Origin of the sequence: Sphingobium wenxiniae (genome assembly GCF_007830065.1) — a bacterium.
In the GTDB taxonomy this organism is placed as follows: Bacteria; Pseudomonadota; Alphaproteobacteria; order Sphingomonadales; family Sphingomonadaceae; genus Sphingobium; species Sphingobium wenxiniae.
Window position 1 is genome coordinate 173275 of record NZ_VLKK01000004.1, and the last position, 23042, is coordinate 196316.

At 62.9% G+C, this 23042-nt stretch carries 21 protein-coding genes; 13 read left to right on the top strand and 8 right to left on the bottom strand.

The window, feature by feature from the left end; all coding sequences use genetic code 11:
- The first annotated feature begins 23 nt into the window (after positions 1–23).
- The gene (locus IQ35_RS07150) at positions 24–1250 is read left to right on the top strand and encodes an MFS transporter (RefSeq protein WP_021247320.1); all 1227 of its coding nucleotides are present in this window, start codon (positions 24–26) and stop codon (positions 1248–1250) included.
- A gap of 68 nt (positions 1251–1318) precedes the next feature.
- Here IQ35_RS07150 and IQ35_RS07155 read toward each other — a convergent pair whose 3' ends face one another.
- The 3 genes from IQ35_RS07155 to IQ35_RS07165 form a co-directional block, all read right to left on the bottom strand.
- A complete protein-coding gene (locus tag IQ35_RS07155) occupies positions 1319–1612 on the bottom strand; it encodes a hypothetical protein (protein ID WP_021247319.1) in 294 nt (97 codons plus the stop codon).
- A 224-nt stretch (positions 1613–1836) separates the two neighbouring features.
- Complete coding sequence (locus IQ35_RS07160) at positions 1837–2691, bottom strand: alpha/beta fold hydrolase (RefSeq protein ID WP_145072382.1); 855 nt, start codon at positions 2689–2691, stop codon at positions 1837–1839.
- A gap of 155 nt (positions 2692–2846) precedes the next feature.
- Positions 2847–5117 (bottom strand): TonB-dependent receptor, encoded by a 2271-nt coding sequence (locus tag IQ35_RS07165; RefSeq protein ID WP_158636605.1) that lies wholly within the window; start codon positions 5115–5117, stop codon positions 2847–2849.
- A 352-nt stretch (positions 5118–5469) separates the two neighbouring features.
- Here IQ35_RS07165 and IQ35_RS07170 point away from each other — a divergent pair, with 352 nt between their 5' ends.
- Positions 5470–6222, top strand: coding sequence for an SDR family NAD(P)-dependent oxidoreductase (locus IQ35_RS07170; RefSeq protein ID WP_021247316.1), 753 nt, complete (start codon positions 5470–5472; stop codon positions 6220–6222).
- A gap of 325 nt (positions 6223–6547) precedes the next feature.
- On the opposite strand, the gene IQ35_RS07175 is transcribed toward IQ35_RS07170, so the two are convergent.
- Together IQ35_RS07175 and IQ35_RS07180 are read right to left on the bottom strand one after the other, a co-directional pair.
- A complete protein-coding gene (locus IQ35_RS07175; protein ID WP_145072386.1) occupies positions 6548–7855 on the bottom strand; it encodes an acyl-CoA dehydrogenase family protein in 1308 nt (435 codons plus the stop codon).
- A 3-nt stretch (positions 7856–7858) separates the two neighbouring features.
- A complete protein-coding gene (locus IQ35_RS07180; RefSeq protein ID WP_145072388.1) occupies positions 7859–8938 on the bottom strand; it encodes a phosphotransferase family protein in 1080 nt (359 codons plus the stop codon).
- Between the two features lie 138 nt (positions 8939–9076).
- On the opposite strand from IQ35_RS07180, the gene IQ35_RS07185 reads away from it, so the two are divergent.
- The 5 genes from IQ35_RS07185 to IQ35_RS07205 all read left to right on the top strand — a co-directional run bounded on the left by IQ35_RS07185 (position 9077) and on the right by IQ35_RS07205 (position 14762).
- Positions 9077–9679 carry a TetR/AcrR family transcriptional regulator gene (locus IQ35_RS07185; RefSeq protein ID WP_021247313.1) on the top strand — a complete coding sequence of 201 codons (603 nt, stop codon included), beginning with the start codon at positions 9077–9079 and terminating at the stop codon, positions 9677–9679.
- Between the two features lie 263 nt (positions 9680–9942).
- Entirely contained in the window at positions 9943–10821 is an 879-nt protein-coding gene (locus IQ35_RS07190) for an NAD(P)-dependent oxidoreductase (protein ID WP_021247312.1), read from the top strand.
- Positions 10808–11698: a cupin domain-containing protein gene (locus tag IQ35_RS07195; protein ID WP_158636609.1), complete on the top strand. Its 891-nt coding sequence runs from the start codon at positions 10808–10810 to the stop codon at positions 11696–11698. Before IQ35_RS07190 ends, IQ35_RS07195 begins: the two co-directional genes overlap by 14 nt.
- A 4-nt stretch (positions 11699–11702) precedes the next feature.
- Positions 11703–12233: a carboxymuconolactone decarboxylase family protein gene (locus IQ35_RS07200; protein WP_021247310.1), complete on the top strand. Its 531-nt coding sequence runs from the start codon at positions 11703–11705 to the stop codon at positions 12231–12233.
- Positions 12234–12464: 231 nt separating this feature from the next.
- Complete coding sequence (locus IQ35_RS07205) at positions 12465–14762, top strand: TonB-dependent receptor (protein WP_158636611.1); 2298 nt, start codon at positions 12465–12467, stop codon at positions 14760–14762.
- 127 nt (positions 14763–14889) lie between these two features.
- Here IQ35_RS07205 and IQ35_RS07210 read toward each other — a convergent pair whose 3' ends face one another.
- From IQ35_RS07210 to IQ35_RS07220, 3 genes are all read right to left on the bottom strand, one after another.
- Positions 14890–15654 (bottom strand): SDR family NAD(P)-dependent oxidoreductase, encoded by a 765-nt coding sequence (locus IQ35_RS07210; protein ID WP_145072393.1) that lies wholly within the window; start codon positions 15652–15654, stop codon positions 14890–14892.
- A gap of 109 nt (positions 15655–15763) precedes the next feature.
- The gene (locus IQ35_RS07215; protein WP_145072395.1) at positions 15764–16741 is read right to left on the bottom strand and encodes an MDR family NADP-dependent oxidoreductase; all 978 of its coding nucleotides are present in this window, start codon (positions 16739–16741) and stop codon (positions 15764–15766) included.
- Positions 16742–16771: 30 nt separating this feature from the next.
- Positions 16772–17545: a class II aldolase/adducin family protein gene (locus IQ35_RS07220; protein ID WP_145072396.1), complete on the bottom strand. Its 774-nt coding sequence runs from the start codon at positions 17543–17545 to the stop codon at positions 16772–16774.
- 139 nt (positions 17546–17684) lie between these two features.
- On the opposite strand from IQ35_RS07220, the gene IQ35_RS07225 reads away from it, so the two are divergent.
- The 6 genes from IQ35_RS07225 to IQ35_RS07250 all read left to right on the top strand — a co-directional run bounded on the left by IQ35_RS07225 (position 17685) and on the right by IQ35_RS07250 (position 22942).
- Complete coding sequence (locus tag IQ35_RS07225) at positions 17685–18758, top strand: glycerol dehydrogenase (RefSeq protein WP_145072398.1); 1074 nt, start codon at positions 17685–17687, stop codon at positions 18756–18758.
- Positions 18755–19486 carry an SDR family NAD(P)-dependent oxidoreductase gene (locus tag IQ35_RS07230; RefSeq protein ID WP_145072400.1) on the top strand — a complete coding sequence of 244 codons (732 nt, stop codon included), beginning with the start codon at positions 18755–18757 and terminating at the stop codon, positions 19484–19486. The genes IQ35_RS07225 and IQ35_RS07230 overlap by 4 nt, the downstream gene beginning before the upstream one ends.
- 319 nt (positions 19487–19805) lie before the next feature.
- Entirely contained in the window at positions 19806–20915 is a 1110-nt protein-coding gene (locus tag IQ35_RS07235) for an NADH:flavin oxidoreductase/NADH oxidase (RefSeq protein ID WP_221441995.1), read from the top strand.
- A complete protein-coding gene (locus IQ35_RS07240) occupies positions 20912–21541 on the top strand; it encodes a nuclear transport factor 2 family protein (RefSeq protein WP_021247301.1) in 630 nt (209 codons plus the stop codon). Before IQ35_RS07235 ends, IQ35_RS07240 begins: the two co-directional genes overlap by 4 nt.
- A gap of 238 nt (positions 21542–21779) precedes the next feature.
- The gene (locus tag IQ35_RS07245; protein WP_145072404.1) at positions 21780–22484 is read left to right on the top strand and encodes a hypothetical protein; all 705 of its coding nucleotides are present in this window, start codon (positions 21780–21782) and stop codon (positions 22482–22484) included.
- A 26-nt stretch (positions 22485–22510) separates the two neighbouring features.
- Positions 22511–22942: a nuclear transport factor 2 family protein gene (locus IQ35_RS07250; RefSeq protein ID WP_021247298.1), complete on the top strand. Its 432-nt coding sequence runs from the start codon at positions 22511–22513 to the stop codon at positions 22940–22942.
- Positions 22943–23042: the final 100 nt, after the last annotated feature.

The following is a 23042-nucleotide window of genomic DNA, read 5'->3' on the forward strand; positions in this document are numbered from 1 at the left end:
GTGACGGGCCAAGGGAGAAGGAAATGGCTGGATCAAGCGCCTTGCAGGAATGGAAAAGCGGATGGCTCCTGGTGCTCGCGGCCGGTCTGGGAGTCTCGTTGGGCAGCATCCATATCTATGCCACCGGATTGTTCATTCAGCCGCTGGAAGCCGAATTCGGGTGGTCCCGCGCGCAGATCACGGGCGGATTGTCTTTGCTGGCTGTCTGCGGTGTGCTGTTTTCGCCGGTGGTGGGCGTGGCCGTCGATCGTTGGGGATCGCGCCGCATCGCCGTGCCCGGCTCTCTTTTCTTCTGCCTTTCCCTCATGGGGCTGTCGCTTGCGGGACCCTCCATTTTAAGCTGGTGGCTGCTCTGGGGCGTGGTGGCGCTGGCTGCTGTTCCGCTGAAGCCCACGGTCTGGTCGACGGCGGTGTCCGCCAAGTTCACGGCAAGCCGCGGACTGGCCCTGGCGATCATGTTGTGTGGAACGGGCGTGGGATCGTCACTGATCCCGATAGTCACCCACTTCCTCATCGGCGCCCTTGGCTGGCGTGGCGCCTATGTCGCGCTCGGCGGCTTGTTCGCCGTCATTGTCGTTCCGGCGCTCTGGCTATTTTTCGTGGACGTGCGGCATCAGGACAAGGGACGGCCTCAACAGGCTCTGACCGGCTGGACCGCGCGCGAAGGGCTGCGCACGCGCCAATTCCATCAGCTTTGGATTGCGGCGTTGCTGGTGACGACGATCATCGTCGGCTTCGTCGTTCATCTCGTGCCGATGCTGAACTGGGCCGGACTGGATCGTGGAACGGCGGTCAGCATTGCCGGGATCGTGGGGGTGACGTCCGTGGCCGGGCGGTTGATCGTGGGCTTTCTGTTCGATCGCCAGGCGGGGCCGCCGCTGGGCATGGCCAGTGTCAGCCTGCCGGTGTTCACCGCCTTGCTGCTATTGCTGTTCCCGGGATCGATTCCCGTCATTCTCGTCGCCATCTTCCTCCTCGGCCTGTCGGTCGGCGGCGAATATGACGCGATCATTTATCTTTCGACGCGCTATTTCGGGATGCGCAACTTCGGAACGCTATTTGGTTTCGTGGCCGCGGCGCTGCTTGCGGGCGTGGGCTTGGGGCCGTTGATCGCCAGCCATCTTTACGACCAGACGGGATCCTATCAATCCTTCCTTCTCCTCGCCATTCCGGCAGGCGCGCTATGTGCCGTTCTGATCGGGACACTTGGCCGTTATCCCGATCATGAAGCCGCGCCTGCCGCAACGTGATCGTTACACTTCGATGAGCATCGCGCCGGCCCGGCCGCTGCGCGCATCGCTGCCTGAACGCAAGGGCCTCAAAGGCCGAGCGCGGCCTTGGTCAGCGAGGTGACGAGGTGACCGTCCACGTTGCTGATCGTCTGCACCGGCACGCGATAGATCTTCATCTGCGAGAGGAAAGTCACATAGTCCTTGCCGCTGTCCGCCTCGAAAATCTTGCCCAGGCGCCGGCCTTCGGCATCCGTCAGCGTCATGTTCTTCTTGATCACGACAGCTTGCGCGGGTGCGGCTTCCGTCTGGGCGGCCGCCGGAACGGAGATCGCGACGCTCGCGGCCGCACTCAAAAGCAAAGCAATAGTCTTGATGGTCATGCTGGAACTCCCTGTATCCGAAGTGAATTTCCTTCGCACATGCGCAGTCAGCCATCGCCAGTGCATGGTCAATGAATAAAATAGCATTTTGAAACTGTTCACGATTGCGATGGAGATGGGTATCGCCGCTTCAGATCGCGCCTGACTAGCTCTGCCGATAGGCAACGACATGCCGATCCATCGCGTCGCGGACGAAAACAGCGCCCGCCGCTAACACGGTTTCCCTAGAGGGTCTGGCGATTCAGGAAATCGATCACGGCTTCGTTGAACATGTCGTTGCGGTCGCCAGCGACCATGTGATCCGCGCCCGCAATGTTGACGACTTCCCCGTGGGGGACGAGTTCACGGAATTGCGCGACGCTCTCTTCGCTCACGACCGCGCTCAGCGCGCCGCGTACAAGCAGCGTCGGGACAGTCAAGGCGCGAGCGGCGTTCTCAAGCCTGATGCCGTTTTGCGTGAATTCCGAAGATGATATCTCCCGGCCAATAAAGCGGGGATCCCAATGCCAGTGATAGCGGCCGTCATCCTTCAGGCGCAGGTTTTTGAGCAGGCCGCTCGTGTCCTTGGGACGAGGCCGGTGCGGCATATAGGCGGATACCGAATCCGCTGCCTCCTCCAGCGATGCGAACCCTTCAGGCTGCGCCCGCATGAAGGCGCCGATGCGTTCGGCGCCCTCCATCTCTATCCTCGGTGCGACGTCCACAAGGACGAGCCCCGCAACGGGAGCCCGCTTTTCGCCTGCCGTGACGAGCGAGGCGAGACCGCCCAGCGATGCGCCGACCAGGAAGGCGGGCCGGCCCAGGGTGGAGACGATCGCCGCCAGATCGTCGACGAAAGCATCGAGCCTGTAATTGCCGTCCTCGGCCCAGCCGCTTTCGCCATGGCCGCGCAGGTCGATGGAGATCGCGCGGTAGCCGCCCGCCGCGAGATGCCTTGTGGCGGCGCCCCAGGAAAAACGGGTTTGGCCGCCGCCATGGAGAAGCACGACCGGAACACCATCTGCCGGACCGCCTGTATCAGCCGCGATGTCGACGCCAGCGCCTTTGAACATGGTGCTTTCGAGTGCGGCTGTCGTCATGATTTGGCATTCCCTTCCAGTTGCCCGACATGTGGTTACGGGGCATCCACGGTGGCAAGGGATACAGACCAAACATCGCATATGGGCTTTGAATCGCACGCAGAAAAAAGGCGGGCCGGAAGCATCCGACCCGCCTTTCAACCTGGTGGCGGAACCTAGAAGGTGATCTTGGCCTGCACGCCGTATGTCCGCGGTTCGGCGTAGAAGAGCGAGCTGAAGCCCGCCGAACGCGCCGTGTTGGAACCGCCGCTTGCATAAACCTTGTCGAACAGGTTGCGGGCATAGACGCCCAGCGACACCGGCGACCCGCCGATATCCTTGAGGTCGATGCGCGCATTCACAAGCGTATAGGCAGGCTGGCTCAATCCCTTGTCCGACTTGTAGGTGCCGAAATAGGTCCGCGACGCGCGATAGACGTCCGCGTTCAGCGCCAGCGATCCAAGATTGCCGATTTCAGTCTCGTAGGAAACATTGCCTCCCATCGTCCATTTGGGGGCGTAGGGGAACGCTGTGTCATCGGGATCGGCCGGGAATGCGCCGGTGCCGTTGAAGATCGCCGGAATGCCGCTGGAGGTGTAGACCGCGTCGGTGTAGGACAGGAAGGCCCCAAAGGTCAGGCCATGGAACGGACTGATCGTGCCTTCGAAGTCGAAGCCCTGGACCCTTGCGTTGCCGGCGTTGACGATGATGGTGCCCGCCGAAGGATCATTTGTCGAGTCGCCGTCGCCATCAAAGCCGTTGAGGCCGTTAATGCCGCGCTGCGATCCCTTGTATACGCCGCGATACACGTCGAAGTTCACCGTGCCCCGAACGTCGCCCGCGCGCCAGCTCGCCTTTGCGCCGAGTTCGACATCGGTCACCTTTTCGGGCGCATAGGTCTGGTATGGCGCAAGGCTGTTCGGCGCGCTTGCATTGAACAGCGGCGTGTTGACGCCGCCGGCGCGATAGCCCCTGCGCACCGTTGCATAGAGGAACAGGTTGGGCATCGCCTGATAGTTGACGCCGAAGTTCCAGGTCAGCGCCTTCGACTTGTCGTTGGTCTGCGTGCCCTGGATGTCCACCGGCGCGCCGTTGATGGTGTAGGTCGCGCCGTTGACGCATTCGCTCAGCGTCGCGATCGGCGTCGTCTGGGGAACGAAAGGATAAGTGGCCGAATAGCCCGCGCCGCAGGCTTCGGTTTCGTCCCATGTGTGGCGCAGGCCGGCGTCGACCTTCAATCCTTCCAGCAGATCGCTGAAATCATAGGTCGCCGCACCGAACAGCGCCTTGCTGGTCTGCGTGCGGTAGGCAATGATCATCGCTGGCCGCGACGGCGGCGAGAAGGTGGAGAGAGTCAGGCCCACCCGGCCATTGGGCTGGCTCTTGAGGTAGAAGGCGCCCACGATCGTATCCAGCTTGTCGTCGAGGAAGGAGCCCTGGAGCTGGAGTTCGTCGGTATATTGCTTGTACCGCTGCGCCTGATCGGGGATGATGAGCGACAGGCTCGTGCCGTCCGTGTCGTTGACGTTGACGTTGGACGCGCTGCGATAGCCGAAGATGTTTTTCAGCGTGATGCTGCCCAGATCGATCGTCGTGGTGTTGGAAATGCCGATCGCCCGCGTCTTGAGGGTGGTGATGACATCGCTCCATGTCTTGCGGACGCCGGCCGCCTGCTGGCGCTCGAATTGCAGATCGATGTCGCACGCGATCGACGTGTTGCAATCATAGAAGCCGTTGAGCGGGGCGAAGCGTTCCGGGATGTTGCCGGGATAGACCTGATTGATGATCGCGGCGTCCCCGGCGCGGTTCCATTTCACATAATCGTACACGAAGACGTTCTTGACGGTGTCGACCGGTTCGAGCAGCACGGAAACGCGAAAGGCGCTGTCATTGAGATCGTCGCGGCGCTGGCCGGTGTTGACCACATGCGTATAGCCGTCGCGCTTTATCCGCTGGCCGGCGATCCGCACCGCGAGCTTGTCCGCGACGATGGGAATGTTGACCGCGCCTTCGGCTTCGCGGCGATCGAGATTGCCATAGCCGGCCATCATATAGCCTTCGAACTGATAGGTCGGCTCGGCGGGGTAGACCAGCACGGCGCCGCTGGTCGAATTGCGGCCGAACAGTGTGCCTTGCGGTCCTTTGAGCACCTGCACCGATCCAAGGTCATAGGTCGGCAGAATGCTGGAGAAATAGGGGAGGGGAACGTCCGCGAAATAGGTGAGCACGGGCTGGGCCGCGTCGCCGATGTTCGAACGGCTCTGGCCGCGGATCACGATCTGCGGATTGGCGCTGCCGCCCGAGCGGCCGAACGTCAGGCCCGGCGTTGCCTGCGCAATCTGGTCGATGCTCGAGATCGACTTGTTGGCAAGCGTGTCCTGCGAGAAGGCGCTGACGGAAATGGGCACGCGCGAGAGACTTTCTTCGCGGCGACGCGCCGTAATCACGATCTCATTCGTGTTCTGGGCCTCAGCCGGGGGAGCACTCTGCTGCGCCTCTGGAGCAGTGTCCTGGGCAAATGCCGTGAATGCCGGGGCAATGATCGTGGCACAGCTGGCTAGAAAAAACTGCTTGAAATTCAAAATGATCTCCTCTCCAAACGAGTTGACATAGCACGGATATATTCGACGCGCCCTGAGTGCGGCGGGAACATACATTTTGTTCTTTCTTTATCTAGGCTCGCGCGACGAATGTCCGATTGAACATATCCGTGTTCAGTTATCGCATCCGTGCAGAAAAACGGCGCCTGGTTGCTCCGCCATCCCATTCGAGCGACATTGCGCACAGGAAGGATGCATCATGACGGCAGGAGCACGCCTGCGAGGCAGGCGAATCATTATTACGGGCGCTGCATCGGGTATCGGACGGGCGACCGCCCGGCTTTTCTCTCAGGAGGGGGCGGCGCTGGCCCTGGTCGATCTACAGAAAGACAGTCTGGAGGAGATTGCGGCACAGACGGGCGGCCAGGCGCTGACGGTCGACTTGTCGGATCATGAGGCGACGCGCGCAGTCGTGGCGCAGGCGGCGCAACTGCTTGGCGGATTGGACGGCGTGGTCAACTGCGCCGGCATCAGCGGTTCCTGTCCGCTTGCGGATCTCGATCAGGCGGCGTGGGACCGGATGATGGCCATCAACCTGACCGCGCCTTATGTGGTCTGTCGCGCGGCGCTGCCCTTTCTGCAGGAAGCCGCCGCCGCCACCATCGTCAATGTCGCATCCGGGCAGGCGCTGTTGCCTACGGCGCATGGGATTTCCGCCTATTCCGCGTCGAAGGCGGGCCTCGCCGCCTTCACCAAGGCGCTGGCGTTCGAGCTTGCGCCGCGCATCCGCGCCAATGTGATTGCGCCGGGGATTGTGCAGACGCCCATGGTGGAGTCCGTTCTGGGCGGTTATTCCAATCCCGACGAGGCGCCCTTTGTTGCCCAATATGCGCTGAAGCGCGTGGCCAGGCCCAGCGAACTGGCGGATGCCATCCTGTTTCTGACGAGCGGAGAATCATCCTTCGTTACCGGCGCGCTATTGGCCGTGGACGGCGGCCGGACCTTTCATTGAGGACGGGACGGGGCGCGCCGTCCCGTCCCGTTGTCCTCGGTCATATGGCTGCCGATCAGCGCGGCACGGCGGAACGGGGCCTTTGAAATCGGGGATTGGATCGCTTGCAAACCCGCGCTGAATATCGGTTGGGGTGGTGAACGGACATATCTATTCGTCATGCCAGCGAAAGCTGGCATCTCGCTTCCCAGGGCACGGCCAGGCCTAACGAGATCCCGGCTTTCGCCGGGATGACGATTTGGGAGAATGTCCGCAACCGGCCGCAACCGGCCATTGCAGGATTTGGTGTGCAAACTGCATAATCGCCTTTGACCCCGATATCCCTTCAACCAGCGATGCCGTGATGGAAATCCTCCGCCTTCACGCCGAAAATCTGCTCGGCGCGCGCGCGCAGGTCGGGGATATAATCGGTCGGGAAACGGCCAGGTGCTGCCCGATAGTTTTTGAGGACGGCGCGGCCGGCGAACATCTGATGGATTTCCGTGGGACCGTCGGCCATGCCCATCGCGAGCAGCGAGGACCACATGCGGGCCAGCGGGGTCTGATTGGAAACGCCCAGCGATCCCAGCATATGCATTGCCTTGAAGATCACATTATGGCTGATCTGCGCGCAGGCGACCTTGCAGGCCGCGATCCACGGCAATGCTTCCTTTTCCATGTGATTATCGAACATCCACGCGGTTCGCATGACCAGCAGCTTGAACTGCTCGACCTCGATCCAGCACTGGCCGATATCGACCTGCACGAGTTGCTTGCGGGCCAGCGTTTCGCCTTGGGTGATGCGGGAATGCGCACGCTCGCCCATCATGTCGATCGCCTTGCGGCACATGCCGATCACACGCATCGCATGATGGATGCGTCCGCCGCCCAGACGGGCTTGCGCAACCTTGAAGCCGCCGCCCCGCTCGCCGAGCAGATTTTCCCGGGGCACGCGCACATTGTCGTAGCGCACATGGGAATGCGAACCGATGGGATAGGGTTCGCCAGCCATGCCGGGCTGGCTGACGAAGCTGATGCCCGGCGTGTCGTGCGGCACGATGATGGCGGAGAGACGTTCATAGCGCGGCGCGTCCGGCTCGGTGACGACCATGGCGATGAAGAATTCCGCCTGGGCGGCATTGGACGAGAACCATTTCTCGCCGTTAATGACCCACTCGTCGCCTTCCAGCACGGCGCTGCACCTGAACTGCGTCGGGTCGGAACCGCCCTCCACCTCGGTCATCGAGAAGCAGGAGACGATTTCATTGGCAAGCAAGGGTTCAAGGAAGCGCTTCTTGTGCTCCTCCGTGCCGAAGCGGGCCAGAATCTCGCTGTTGCCGCTGTCAGGCGCCTGGCAGCCGAAGATCGTGGGACCCCAATTCGTGCGGCCGAGGATTTCGTTGAGGTGACAGAGCTCGACCTGGCCGAAGCCGGGGCCGCCCAATTCCGGGGGCAGGTGCAGTCCCCAGAGACCCTGTGCGCGGACCTCCGCCTGGAGCGGACGGACGACCGCCATCGCTTTCTTGTCCCGCGGATTCCACGGCGCGACATGCTCGTCGATCAACGCGTCGAGCGGATCGATCTTTTCGCGCACGAATGTGCGCACCCATTCGAGCTTTTCCTCGAACGCGGGATCGAGACGGAAATCTATCATGGATCAGGTCCTCATCTTGATTGGCTGGCCGTCATGTTCACGGCCCATTTCGGCGGCGGATCGCAGCAGTTCGAGGACCAGCGCGCCCATCTCCTCACCCTTGTCGCGCGGCAGGCGGCCATTGAGGCCGCGCGCATAATGGCGCTCCAGCAGCATCGCCAGCTTGAACTGGGCAAGGATCATATAATAGGTCAGGTGCGCAACCGGCCGCCCGCTGACAGCGGCATAGTGATCGACCAGTTCCTCGCGCTTGGGATAGGCGGGGTCCTGAAACAATTTCGGCGGTTCGACGGCGCTTCTTTCGGAAGGCACGCTGTACATCAGCCAGCCAAGATCGATCAGCGGATCGCCGATCGTCGAAAGCTCCCAGTCGATCATCGCGGCGAGCCGGACGGGGAGGTCCGGCGCCATCAATGCATTGGGCCAGCCATAATCGCCATGGATGATGCCCGCGCGCGGCATGGCCGGGGTGTTCGCGCGCAACCAGCTCACCACTTCGTCCTTATGGGGGAGCGGCCGATAGCCATAGCCCTCGGACTCGGCATAGCTCGCATGCTGGTGCAGCCAGCGGTCGACCTGCCGTTCCAGAAAGCCGTCGGGTTTGCCGAAGCCCTCAAGACCGACAGCCTTGTAATCGACAGTGGAAAGCCTGGCGATGCCGCCGATCAGGGCAAAGGGCATCTGACGCCGTATTTCAGCCGGTTTGAATGCATCAGGCAGCGTCTTTTCGCCCAGCGCCAGCCAGCCGACGATATTTTCCATCAGATAGAAAGGGGCGCCGATGACGTCCTGCGTTTCGCACGCGGCATAGAAGCGCGGTGCGGGGACGCCCGTGCCATTCAGTGCGCTCAAAACGCGAGCCTCGCGGGAGAGGACCTTGGCGCTGTCGGGGCGGGGGGTCAGCGGCGGCCGGCGCAGCACGACGGGTATGCCGCCCCGTTCAATCCTCATAACGATATTCGTCGCGCCCCCGGTCAGGATCGTTGCCTGAATGGGGCCGTTGCCCGCTTCTGGAACATGCTGGTCCATCCATGGCGCAAGCCGCTCGGGGTTGCACATCTGGGCCGCATCCGGTTCAAGCATATTAACGCTCCCTTTGCTGACTGGACGATTGTCTAATTTAATGTCATATGTCCATAATCAATCCACAACCCGCTTGAGGTGATCACATATGCGCTACCATGGACAGTGGGCTGTTACATTTGAGAGGCTGGCTCGGCGATGACGGTCGTTCGCCCTTCCTTGCGCCAGGAACAGAAATACCTCACCCGCCGGCGCATCGCGGAGGCGGCGCGGACGTGTTTCTACGAAACCGGTATCGCAGAGACATCCATCGAGCAAATTGCGCGCGTGGCGGGCGTGGGGCGGGCTACGCTCTATCTGCATTTTCCCAATAAGGATGCCATCCTGCTGGAATTGCTATCGTCCAATTTGCGCGGTGTTCGGGGCATCTATCAGGAACTGGGCGAAATGGATGCGCCTGACGCCGCCGCGCTGCGGCGCTGGCTTGCCCGCTACGTCGGGACATTGCGTGAGCATCGCCTTGCGATGCGGCTGTTCCATGTGGGCCTGGCAAATGATCCGCAGGCCAGGGGCCTTGTCGACGATCATCGCGATGCGATCGTCGACATGCTGGCGGCGCGCTTTCCCCATCTGGGCCTTGGGCCGGACCGCGATCCCCGGGCTCATGCGCACATCGTCCTGCTGCTTGCGCGAATCGATCATCTGGCGAGCGCCGCAGTGGAGGAGGAGCCGCGCATCGATCTGAATGCAGGACTGGATATCGTTGCGGAAGAAATGGCGCTGCTGCTTGCCCGGCAGTAAAGGGGACCGGCGCTCGCCCATGAGCGCCGGCGTCAGGGCGCTATGTGCCTTCCCGGTCCGCCAAAGGAAGATGTCCATGCCAGCAGATAGGCGATGCGTTGGACATTCGCGGAGATGAGCCTGTGTCCGCCGATCGGGCGGAAATGCTGGGCGGCGCGTCCATGTCAGCAGGGAGATGATGATTGGGCGCTGGCATTGGTGCCGATCCGCCCAGGCTGTAGGCTGCCGGATAAGTGGCGCACGATGCCTCAAAAGGAGATGGAATGCGGATAGGGTTTATCGGACTGGGGGACCAGGGCGGTCCTATGGCGCGCATGATCAAGGCGGGCGGTTTCGACCTGTCGATCTGGGCGCGTCGTGAAGAGGTGCGTGACGAATATGCGCGGGCGGGCGCGACGATAGCCGATACGCCCGCCGGTCTTGCCGCGCGCAGCGACATGTTGTGCCTGTGCGTGACCGGTGACGATGATGTGCGCGACCTGCTGGTCGAACAGGGAGCGCTGGCGGCGATGGGCCGGCGGTCCATTGTCGCGATCCATTCAACCATCCGTCCTTCCACCTGCATCGCGTTGCAGAAATATGCGGCCGAGCGCAACGTGATCCTGCTTGACCTGCCGGTGTCCGGTTCCGGTCATGCTGCGCTCGCCAAAACGCTGCTGGTGATGTGCGGCGGGGACAACCGCGCGATCGCCCGGATCGTTCCGGTTCTCGAATGCTATGCCGGCACGATCCTGCGCATGGGTGGCGCCGGCGCGGCGATGAGCGCGAAGCTGATCAACAATCTGATGGCGGTCGTGAACATCGGCCAGGCTTATCAGGCATTGCTGCTGGGCCGTGCGGCGGGTATAGATCCCGCAGCGCTGCGGCAGGCCGTTCTTGCCGGCACCGGGCGGACGTTCGCGATGGATCTGATCCAGCGGTTGCAGGTTCCCGATCGGGCCGCGCATGTGCTTGGCATCTTGCGCAAGGACGTCGCCCTGGCGCTGGAGGCGCTACCACGGCCGCAGGTGAACTGCTGGGTGCCGCTGGCCCATGCGGGCCTGGAGGCGCTGGAGGTTCTCGTCACGGGCGGGGAAATGCTGCTGCCCTCGAATAAGGAAGGAATGCTTCATGGCGAATTCGTCGTCTATGGCAACGCTTGATCCCGCCCGCGCCCGCGCCCGTTTCTATGCGCCCGAGGTCGCCTTCGACCGGCCTGTGCTGAAGGTGCCCGCCGCCGTGTTCTGGGCGGAACGGCAAAGGGCCTTCGCGCCGGACGCCCCAACCGGATTCGTGCCGCTCGACCAATCGGCCGCGCTAGGCAGTCCATGGCCGGCGACCACGCCAACGCTGCTCGCGCGCTACATCGTCGTCCATGCGGGTGATCATTTCGCGCATCGGCTCGCATCGTCCGGCGAAGTTTATTATGTGATCCGCGGAAGCGGCGATACGCGTTGCAAGGATGAAGGATTCACCTGGGCCGCGGGCGACGCATTCTGCCTGCCGGGCGGTGAACGGGTCGAGCACAGGGCGCGGGATGCGGCCATCCTGATGCAGGTGACGAACGAGCCGGAGCTTTCCTATCTGCGCGCCGAGCCGGACATGGGGCTTGCGGCGGCGATCCAGCCCACGCTGTTTCCGGCCGAGGAGATCGGCACTTATCTGCGCAATGTCCACGGCCGCAACGGTGAGCAGCTTGCGGCCGGCAAGTCGGTGGTCCTGCTTTCGGGCATGATGGAGGAACGCCGGCTCACGACGCCGACCATCCTTGCCGCCATCAACACGCTGGAAGCGGGCGCCGATCAGCGGCCCCACAAACACAGTTCCGTGGCGCTCACCCTGTCGATCATGGGGGAGGGCGTCTATTCGCAGGTGGATGGGCAGAAGGTCGACTGGCTGCCCGACACCATGTTCGTCACCCCGCCGGGAGCCGTCCATTCGCATCATAATCGCGGCGCGGACATGATGCGCAGCTTCGTCGCGCAGGATACGGGACTCCACACCCAGCTGCGCACCACCAATTTCTCCTGGACGGACTGACGCCATGCCCGTGATCGCGCCTCTCCCGCTGGATGACGTCGACGCTGAAAGCCGCGCCCGTATCGACGCCGGGCTGGCTACCGGCATGTACAGCCAAACCCTGCCGCTGCAGATCGTGGCGCGTGCGCCCGCGGCGCTCCGCGCGCTGGATGAGGGATATAAGGCAATGTTTCGCCGGTCCCTGCTGGATGATCGCCTGCGTGAATTGCTGCGTTTGCGCAGCGCGCAGATCAATTCCTGCGGCCCCTGCTCGCAATCGCGCAAGGAAGAGAGCGTGTCCGAGGAGGATGTGGCCTGTCTTTTCGATACCGATTCGGGCGGCCTGTCGCGCCGCGAGCGTCTGGCGCTGCGCTATATGTCCCTGATGTCGACGGATCATTATGCGATCACGCCCGACGTCTATCGCGAACTTGGCGAGGAATTTTCCGCCGCCGAAATCGTAGAGCTTGGCTGGACTTGCGCGCAGACCATCGGCGGGCATCGGTTCCTGCACAGCCTTGACATGCTGGGGACCGCGCCGCCCGTCGTCGCCTGATGGGAAGGCGGCATTGAAGATTGGGCTGCCCTCCCCGACCGTCAGACCGTTGCGGCGGGTGAAGCAAGCGGCCTGGTTTCATCATCCATGTGTTGCGTCGACAGTGAAATGCGGAATTGCGCCAATTGATGAATAATGGCCGCTATAGGCCACGGCCGTATCTGCGCCGCGCATAAGTGCGGGGCAAACACTCAACCGCCGCAACGGCTTTTCCAAAAGGGGGAGAGGACTTTGAAACTTCAGTATATTCAAGCAGCCATGCTCGTGGCGATAGGCGCCCAGCCGGCATATGCGCAGGAAACGGCGCCGCAGGATGCCGAGGCGGCCCAGCAACAGAATTTCGATATCGTCGTGACCGCCCGCCGGCGCGAGGAGCGGCTGCAGGACGTGCCGGTCGCCGTGACCGCCGTGACCGGGGAAGCGCTCCGTTCGGCAAACATCACGCAGGTCCAGGACATCCAGCAGAAAGTGCCTGGACTCACCATCCAGTCTTCGGCTTTCGGCTCCAACGTGCTGCAAGTCGCGATCCGCGGCCAGCGTCAGTTCGATCCCTATATCACCAAGGATCCGGCTGTGGCCGTCTATTTCGCGGATGTGGTGCAGAATCGGCCGCAAGGCTTGAATTCCGGCATGTTCGATCTGGATTCCGTGCAGGTGCTGAAAGGGCCTCAGGGTACGCTCTTTGGCCGCAACACGACCGGCGGCGCGATGATCATCACGCCGGCCGCGCCTACCGACAGGTTTGAAGGTTATGTGACGGGCGGCCTGGGCAATTATGATTCCTGGCGACTCGAGGGCGCGGTCAATTTCCCGCTGGCGGACTGGATTCAGGTGCGTGCGGCCGGCGCGCTCCAGCGGCGCGACGGCTTCACCAAGAACATTACAACGGGCCAGCGCCTTGACGACGAGCACAAGGACAACTGGCGCCTCTCGGTCAAGCTGACCCCCTTCGACGGTTTCGAGAACCGGACCGTCATCAACGGCTTCAAGGCGGATGAAAACGGTATCGGCTACAAGCTGCTCGGCAGCCTGCCGGGCATCGGTTTCGGGTCGTCGCCTACGGTGATCGACGAACTGGCGCGTCTTGCCGCCCTGCCATTCCACACGACGACCAGCGACCTCGTTCTGGAGACGAAGATCAAGACCTTCTCGCTCTCCAACGTGAGCGAATGGGACGTGGCGGACGGCGTCACGCTGAAGAACATCTTCGGCTATCGCTATGTCGATTCCCACATTCCGTTCGATCTCGACGGGTCGAGCATGACATTCACGGATGCCAACGACAAAATCGTGCCCTTCTTCCCTTCGCGCGAAGACATGCGCGTGCGGCAGTACAGCAATGAACTGCAACTGCTCGGCACGGTCCTGGACGGCAGCCTCGATTATATTTTCGGCGGCTTCTATTTCCTGGAGAAAGGCCGGGATCGCCAGGCGAGCGGCGGTCATGGCGGCGTTTCGGCAGGGGGCGTCTATCTGGGCGATCGCGTGACCTATTCCGATCCTGTCCGCAATGAAGCCTATTCGGCTTTCGCGCAGTTCACCTATCGGCTGCCCTTCCTGGAAGGCGTGTCGTTGACTGCCGGCGGCCGCCAGAACCATGACAAGCGCGAACTGACCTCGCGCAATCTGATCTCCGATGGAACCTGCCGTCTCGTCGATGACGCGGGGCAGCCGCTCAACCCGTGCCAGGCATATCATGCCAAGAGCTACAACCGCTTTACCTACACGCTGAGCGCCGACTGGAAAGTGGTGCCCGGTGTGCTGGCTTATATCGCGCATCGGAAAGGGTATCGCACCGGCGGCTTCAACATATCGGCAACGACGCCCGCTCAGTTTACGCCTTTCAATCCCGAGAGCGTGAAGGATGTCGAACTGGGCGTGAAGACGGATTTCCACATGAGTGGCGGCCGCGGCCGGTTCAACCTCGCCTTCTATTCGCAGAACTACAAAAACATTCAGCGGAACCAGGGCAGCCTCATCAACGGCGTCTTCACCCAGACGATCGTCAATGCCGCCTCCGCCCGGATCAAGGGCTTTGAAGCGGAACTGGCGTTGCAGCCCGTCGATTTCATCGATTTCGGCGTGAACGTCGCGCATGTCCACGCGCGGTATTCGTCGTGGATGAGCAATGGGGTCGACATCGCCGCTTCGCAATTCGCGGGCACGCCGGCGTGGACCATCGGTTCCAATCTGGGCGTCAACATCCCGTTGGGCGATATCGGGGAACTGGGCCTGCGGGGCGACATCTATCACCAGACCAAGACGAACAATTCGGACAATAACTTCCTCTCGGCCTGGAACCGCATTTCGCCCACGTCGATCATGCCCGCATACACGCTGGTCAATGGCCGCATCGACCTGCGCAATATTGCCGGCTCGCGCATCACGGCCAGCCTGTGGGCGAAGAACCTGTTCGACGTCGATTATCTGGCGGGCGGCACGGAACTCGCCAATACCGGCCTCGGCTACACGGCGGGCTTCCTGGGCGCGCCCCGGACCTATGGCGCGGAACTGAACTTCCGCTTCTGATCCCCGGATCACCCGCGGCGCCATTCCGGCGTCGCGGGTGAATTTGGCTCGTCGGTGGCGGCGGTCGCCCGATCCACGGGACGCCGACAGCCGACGGGGCAACCGGATAGGCCGGATCAGGGCCTTATCAGCGCATCATCAGCGTGCCGCCATCCACCGGGATGATCTGGCCGGTAATGAAATGCGCGCCTTCCGATGCGAAGAACGCCACGACCGGCACGAAATCCCTGGCGATGTCGCCCAGCTTGCCGCCCAATGGGATGGCGGCTTTCAAGGCGGCATCATGGGCTTCCAGTTCCTCCGGCGTCATGGACGCGCGGGTCTTGTCGTACATCGGCGTCCAGATCGCCGGTGCGATCCCGTTGACCCGGATGTTGTGGCATCCCCATTCGACCGCGATCGAGCGGGTCCATGCGACCACGGCGCCCTTGGCAGCGGCATAGGCGGCCTTGTTGGGATAGCCCTTCACCCCTGCCGCGGACGCGAAATTGAGGATCGCGCCGCCGCGGTCCTTCAAATGCGGGAAGACCGCCTGATTGGTCAGGAAGGTGCCCGTTGCGTTGACCGCCATGGCCTGATGCCATTGCTCAAGCGAGATGTCCTCCGCCTTGGCGCCCGGTGCGATGCCGGCGGCGTGGATGAGCACGTCCAGCCCGCCGAGCCGAGCGACGGCCTGATCGACGGCGTTCGTCACGGACGCCTTGTCCGTCACATCGACCTTGATGAACGCCGCGCCTGATTCCTTCGCGATCCGCTCACCGCCGTCTTCATTCAGATCCAGCGATATGATTGAGGCGCCGCGCCGGGGAAGCGCCCGGACCAATCCTTCGCCCATGCCGCTTGCGCCGCCCGTCACGATGATGCGGCGTCCCTGCAATTCCCGGTCGCTCATTCTGCTCTCCTTGTTCGCTTGATATCAGCGCCAGATGCGGGACGTTTTCCGCGAAAAGCGCGACCATTTATGGAGTCCGTCCATTCGTCGATACCGATGGGGACGCATGCTAAAGCCGGATCAGCCGTTTGCCGATGCCTTCGCCGCCGAGCATGGCAAGAAAGGTGTCGGCCGCATTGTCCAGACCGTCGATGATCGTTTCCTCGAACAGCAATCGCCCCGACAGGATGCCGTCGCGCAATTCCTCCAGGGCCGGTGCGAACAGGTCGGGATAATTGGCGGTGATGAAGGCGCGCAGGGACAGTTCGCTGTAGAGCAGATATTTGAAATTGCGCAGCAGCATCGGGTCTTCCGTCAGATAATGCTGGGCGAGGCCGCAAAGCATGATCCGCCCGCGCGGCCGCATGAGGGGGAGCGCGGCGTCCAGGCTGGAAGCGCCGACATTCTCGAACAGCACGTCGACGCCCTCGCCCGCGGCCGCCTTCAACCTGTCTTCCAGATCGGCCGCGCCATGGTCGATGCAGGCGTCATACCCCAGAAGGTCGGTCGCGTGGCGGCATTTGGCTTCGCCGCCGGCGGTGCCGATGACATGGCACCCCCGCGCCTTGGCAAGCTGTGCCGCGACGCTGCCGACGGGGCCGGAGGCCGCCGAGATCAAAATCGTTTCGCCCGCTTTCAGGCCGGACAGGTGGAGGCCCACCCAGGCGGTGATGCCTGACCGGCCCAATGCGCCCAGGACGAGGCTGGGCGGATCGATATCGGGCGCAATAAGCTGAACCGCTTGTCCCGGCATCGCGTTGACCGGCTGCCAGCGGCCGATGCCAATCACGCGATCGCCGACCGACAGGCCGGGAAAGCGGGATTCGATCACCGCGCCGACGATCCGGCCATGGATCGTCCCATCCGCCCAGCCGGGATGCTCGCCCTTCCAACTCTTCATTGCGCGGGAAAGATAGGGGTCGAGCGAGATATATTGCGTCTCGACGAGGATCTCGCCATCTCCGGCTTCGGGCGGCGGCATGTCGCGCAGCATGAAATCGTCGATGGTGAGGTTGGCCGTTGGCCGGCGCATGGCCCAGCTTTTCATAAGGCTTCCTTGGTCTGGGTGAAACCGGGTTCAGTCACGATAGGACGGATCGATACGATCGAGCTGGCGGAGCAGGGCTTCCCATTCAAGGCCGCCGCTCACCGAAACATCCGCGCTCCCGGTCGCCGGATTGAAAAGAGCCGCCGTCCGTTCCTGACTCGAGCGGCTGGGGAAGATCGGCGGACCGCCGGCAAGGGCGGCGACCTGTATCTGGCAGGCCGTTTCCAGCCGCTGCATCAGCAGGAAGGCTTCGGCAACCGTCCGTCCCACGGTCAACAGGCCATGATTGCGCAGGATGAGCACATCGTTGCGGCCGAGCGCGGCGATCAGGCGGCTGCGTTCGCCATCGTCGATCGCCGGCCCTTCGAAATCATGATAGCCGACCCGGCCCATGAAGCGCAGCGCCGTCTGGCTGATCGGCAGCAGGCCGTCCGTCATGCAGGACACCGCGACTCCGGCGCGGGTATGGGTATGGATGACGCATTGCACATCCTCCCGCGCCGCGTGGACCGCGCTGTGGATCACATAGCCCGCGCGATTGACGCCGTAGCTGGTCGAACCGGGCGCGAGGACGTTGCCCTCAATGTCGATCTTGATGAGCGCGCTTGCCGTGATCTCCTCATAGAGCATTCCAAAAGGGTTGATCAGCAGTTCATGATCGCTGCCCGGAATACGCGCGGTGATATGATTGTAGATAAGGTCCGTCATCCCGTACCGCGCGACGAGTCGATAGCAGGCGGCAAGGTCGTTGCGGGTCTTGCGTTCGGTCGCATCGATGGCGGAGAGGACGGCTGGACTGCTCATGCGCCGATGGTGCGCCCGCCAGCTCGCCAGTCAAGTCTCCTGCTGCCATCAAGCACATTGAGGATGTGATGATTATGCAGGAGGCTTTCCTCCGCACGACGGGTGCGGCAAGCGAGGCGCAGCGAACAAGGAGACGGACGTGACACGGATATTCGGCGGACCCACCCGCTATGTGCAGGGGCCAGGGGCGATCGACGATCTTGGAGAACTGACCGCGGGGTTCGCCGGCCGGCCATTGCTGATTGTCGATGCGGATGTCCTGCCTTTCATCCAGGCGAGCCTCGACGCCTCTTTCGCGGATCGCCCGCATGCCGTCCTGTCATTCCGCGGCGAAGTGACGCAGGCCGCGATCGACTCGCTGGCGGCGAACGGCACCGCCTTGAACGCCGATCTTGTCATCGGCATCGGCGGCGGCAAGGGGCTGGACGCGGCGAAGGGCGTGGCGTTCCAGCTCGGCCTGCCTTTTGTGGCCGTGCCCTCGATCGCATCGAACGATTCTCCGACAGGCCGTTCCCTGGCGATCTACAATGACGAGCATATCTTGGTAGCGGTTGAAAACATCCCCGACAGTCCCTTGCTGGTGGTCGCCGATACGGCATTGATCGCCAATGCGCCGGCCCGTTTCCTGCGCACCGGCATGGGCGACGCGCTGGGCAAGAAGTTCGAGGCGGAGCGCGCCTTTGCCGATGGCGCCGCCAATTTCTTCGGCACGCGCCCGCTGCGCACGGCGCTGGTGATTGCCGACGCCTGCTACGCGACGCTGCGCGAACATGGCGTGGCCGCGATGAAGGCCGCCGAAGCGCATACGCCCGATGAGGCGTTCGAAGCCGTGGTCGAGGCCAATGTGCTGATGGCCGGGCTTGCCTGGGAAAGCGGCGGCCTGTCCTATGCGCACGCCGTCGTCCGGGGATTGGTCAAGGCGAGGGGGGCCGCCTCTGCGCCCCATGGCGACCATGTCGCTTATGGCACGCTGGTCCAGCTCGCGATCGAGGGGCGCGATGATGCCTTCATCATCGACCTGATGGGCTGGTGCCGCAGCGTGGGCCTGCCGGCCTCGCTGGTGGAATTAGGCATGGAATCGCCTACGGAGGCGGATGTCGCCGAAATCGCGCGGCTGACGGCGATTGGCCCCAAGGGCGGCCGCATCATTGTAGCAGCGCCGCCGGAGGCAATCGCGGCGGCCATTCTTCGTGTGGAAAGGTTGGCAGCATGAGCAAGGTGGCTTTGGTGACGGGCGCGGCGGGCGGTATCGGGCGCGCCACGGCCATACGCTTCGCGCAGGCGGGCGCCAATGTCATGGTGTCGGACGTCAACATGGAAGGGTTGGAAGAAACGGTCTCCATCATCGCCGGGCAAGGCGGCGCCGCCCGCCTTCATCGCGCCGATGTGAGCCAGGAGGCGGATGTGAGCGCGCTGGTCGAGGCGACGGTGGCGGCGTTTGGCGGACTTGACTGGGCATTCAACAATGCGGGCATCATCGGTCCGCTCACCGGCCTTGCGGACACATCGATCGAAGATTTCGACCGGGTGATTGCCGTGAACCTGCGCAGCATATTCCTGTGCATGAAGGCCGAACTGGCGGTCATGGGGCCAAAGGGCAGCGGATCGATCGTCAATACGGCGTCCGAAACGGTGCTCAAGGGCAATGCCGGACCTGCGGCCTATACCGCGTCGAAGCGCGGCGTTCAGGGGCTGACCGAGCATTGCGCGCTGGAATGGGCGGCATCGGGCATCCGCATCAATTCCGTGGCCCCCGGCGCGATCGTCACGCCCATGACCCTGGCGATGCGCGCGCAGAAGGAGCGGCCCAGCCCCCAGCCCAACGGGCGGCGGGGTGAAGCGCATGAGATCGCGGAAGCGGTCTACTGGCTCTGTTCGGACGCGTCGTCGAACGTGATTGGTCATATGCTGGTGGCGGATGGCGGCTGGGCGATCAGCTGATCCCATCATCACATCGCGGGCTTATGTAAAGGCGGTTATGCAGTTTGCAGACCTCCGCACGCAATGGCGGTTACGGGTGGATTTCCGCCGCCTTTCGCTGGGATGATGGACATTGAATGGCGGAATGGCCGATAACAATCCTTGCATGAGCGCGGGTTTGCAAACGGAATAATCTCCTTTGCGAAGTGGTGGATCAAGACGCTATAGTCGTCGGCGATGTGTCGGGAATGGAGAATGGGAATGACCACGATTACCCAGGCCGGCAATGGCTTCGCGCTGCTGGGCGCCTGCGCCGAATATTATCGGGTCAATGGCTTCGGTGCTGAATAAATCGGGCCATTCCCCGGCCAGGCCCGTGGGGGCGGTGGAACGGTCCTCGCTGTTCTCCCCCTTCACGCTGCGGGGAGTTACGTTCCGCAACCGGATCGGCGTGTCGCCGATGTGCCAATATTCGGCTGTCGACGGCATGGCCGGCCCATGGCATCTGACCCATCTCGCCAGCCGCGCGGTCGGCGGCGCCGGCCTGGTTGTCACGGAAGCCGCGGCTGTTGTGTCGCAGGGGCGGATCAGCCCGGCGGATCTTGGCCTCTGGTCCGATGCCCACAGGGACGCGCTGAGGCCCGTCGCGGCCGCCATCACCGATGCCGGGGCGGTGCCCGGCATCCAGCTCGCCCACGCCGGGCGCAAGGGCAGTACGCAGATACCCTGGATCGGCAGGGACGCCGTAGCCGAAGGCGGCTGGGCCGTTCCGGCGCCAAGCGCCCTGCCGTTCAACCGACGGTCCGCGCTGACATATACGATGGGCGCCGAAGAAATAGCGCGCACGATCATTGCCTTCGCCGAAGCCGCAAGACGGGCGGTGGATGCGGGATTCCGGTTCATCGAGTGCCATTTCGCGCATGGTTATCTCGTTCATCAATTCCTCTCGCCGCTGACCAACCTGCGCGACGATGCCTTTGGCGGCGGCCTTGAGGGGCGGAGCCGGCTGGCATTGGAGATCGTCCGCGCCGTCCGGGCCGCCATCCCCGCGGAGATACCCCTCAGCGTCCGCCTGTCCTGCGTCGATTGGGTGGAAGGGGGATGGACGCTGGACGACAGCATCACCCTGGCGCGGCATCTGGGCGAAGAAGGCGTCGATATCGTCGATTGTTCCAGCGGCGCGCTGGTGCCGGGCGCGGCTCCGCCCGATGGCCCGGCCGTGCAACGCGATTTCGCGCGGGCGATCCGCGAGCGTGCCGGTCTTCCGACCGCCGCCGTGGGGGGCATCACCGGGGCGCGGGAAGCCGATGCGCTGATCGAGAGCGGAGGCGCGGACATGGTGCTCATCGCGCGGGCCATGCTGCGGGACCCCTATTGGGCGCTGCACGCAGCGGAGGCGCTTGGCGTTGAGGCGGCGTGGCCGCTTCCTTATAAAAGGGCGGTGACGTGAGTGAACATTCCCTGTCGGAACGGCTGGACCGGCTGGAATCGATCGAGGGCATCCGGCAATTGGCCTATGGCTATGCGCTGGCTGTCGATGCGCGTGATATCGATGCGGTCGTGGCGCTTTATGTCGATGATATCCGGGTGGGCGGCGGCCGCCAGGGCAGGGCGGCGTTGCGAGCGGTGTTCGATGCTTCTCTGCGCCAGTTCACGGCCAGCGCCCATCATGTAACCAACCATCTGATGGAATTTCTGGGACCCGACGATGCGATCGGGCTGGTGAGCTGCCGGATCGAACATGAGGTTGACGGAAGCTGGGTGACGGCCAGCCTTCTCTACCATGATCGCTATGTCCGGCGCGGCGGCATCTGGCTGATCCGCGGGCGAGTGCAGACGCGGCTTTACGCGACGGCGCATGATGATCCGCCCGTCGGCCCGAAGAAAGTCCGCTGGCCTGGCGCCCAACCGATGGAGAGCGGCTTTCACGATGCGTTGCCCGCCTGGGCCGAATTCTGGAACGATCGCGAAATGCCTCCTCGCGAGATGGAGGGAACGCAAAAGCTGGTCACGCGATTGCGTCGTGGCACGGGCTTGCCGCCGCCCCCGGCGTATATCTTCACCGCCAAAAATTAAGGGACGCGTCCTGCTGTCGGTGGATGGGATAAAGCTGCGGCCGTGCGCCTGTCTTCATGAGAACACATGGCTTGTGCATCATTGCAGGCGAAAATATCGAGCAGGTGAGCAATGGGAGACTGTTCTTGACGGGCGCAAGCAGACAGGTCTGCTTGCTGCCAGCCGCGCGGCTTTAGTGTCGCGGAGATAGAATTGGGCGTGGCTGGCCAATAGAGGCCAAAAGCAAGGAGAGATGCAGATGAGCGGTCATATCCTGGTGCAGCAGCATAATGTCGCGTCGGGACGGGAGCATGAAGCCTTTCGCTGGTTTCAGCAGGATCTCGCCCCGAGGCTCTTCGCGCAAGGTGTGGGCAGCGCCCGCCGGTACAAGCTGCTCGATCTTCAGCTTCAGCCTGAAAATCCCCAGCCGCACGCCTATTTGTCGGTGTTCGATTTCGATCCCCGGACGTCCCCCGGCGCGCTCGATGCGTTGTCGCATCTCGCCCGGGAAGAACCGCTTGCCGCCGGGTTGCTGACGGATGACGCGGCGCACGTCTATGAGATGACGCGCGATTGGGTGCCAAGCCCCAATCCGGCGGACATGCTGGCGCCCGAATATCTGTTGCTCGTCATGGCCAATTTCGTCGTCGAAATGGAGGACGAATATCACGACTGGTATGACAATGTGCATGGACCCGAAGTGCTCGACACCCCCGGCTTCACGGGCCTTCGCCGTGGACGCCGCGCTGAAAGGCAGACGGCCCCCGTCAATGATTATCCTTCCAATGCCGTGGTTCTCTCCACCACGCGAACCAACGACATCATTGGTTCGCTGGATGAGTTCCGGGCACGTGCGAATGGCGAAAGCAAAACAGGCATCCACTGGAATTTCCGGTCGCCTTCCGCCTCGCTGGCCCGCACCACCCATATCTTCGCGCCGCTCACGCCGCGGCTGACGGCCTGAACAGGCGATCAGGTAGGAGAAAGCCGATGGACACCCTGTCGCGGATCGAGGCGGAGCGCGCCTGCGAACGCCTGGTCATGCGCTATGCGCTGGCGGTTAACGAGTGGGATCTCGACGCATTTGTTTCGCTGTTCACCCCCGACGCCATTTGGCAACGCCCCAATGTTCCGGCGTTGCGCGGGCATGAGGAAATCAGGAGCTTCATGTCGGGACAGCCTTCCGGGCGCACATTGAGGCATGTCAACGGCCTGTGCATGGTCACTGTGAATGACGACGGTGAAACGGCGGGCGCGATTTCCCAAACCACGGTCTACGACACGGCAGGTCACATGGCCGTGCCCGCTCCCTTCAGCGGGCCCGACATGGTCGTGGAATATCGCGACAGGCTGGTGAGGATCGAGGGCGACTGGTTTTTTGCACAGCGGGATACGACCGTGATCTTTTCCATTCGCGCATAGCCGCTGTGCATCGATTCATTCACTCATCACGAACGCGTTAAAGCAGCCTTTCGGCTTCAGAATGAGGCGGAGGGGCTTGCTTCGGTTTAAGATTGCTCTC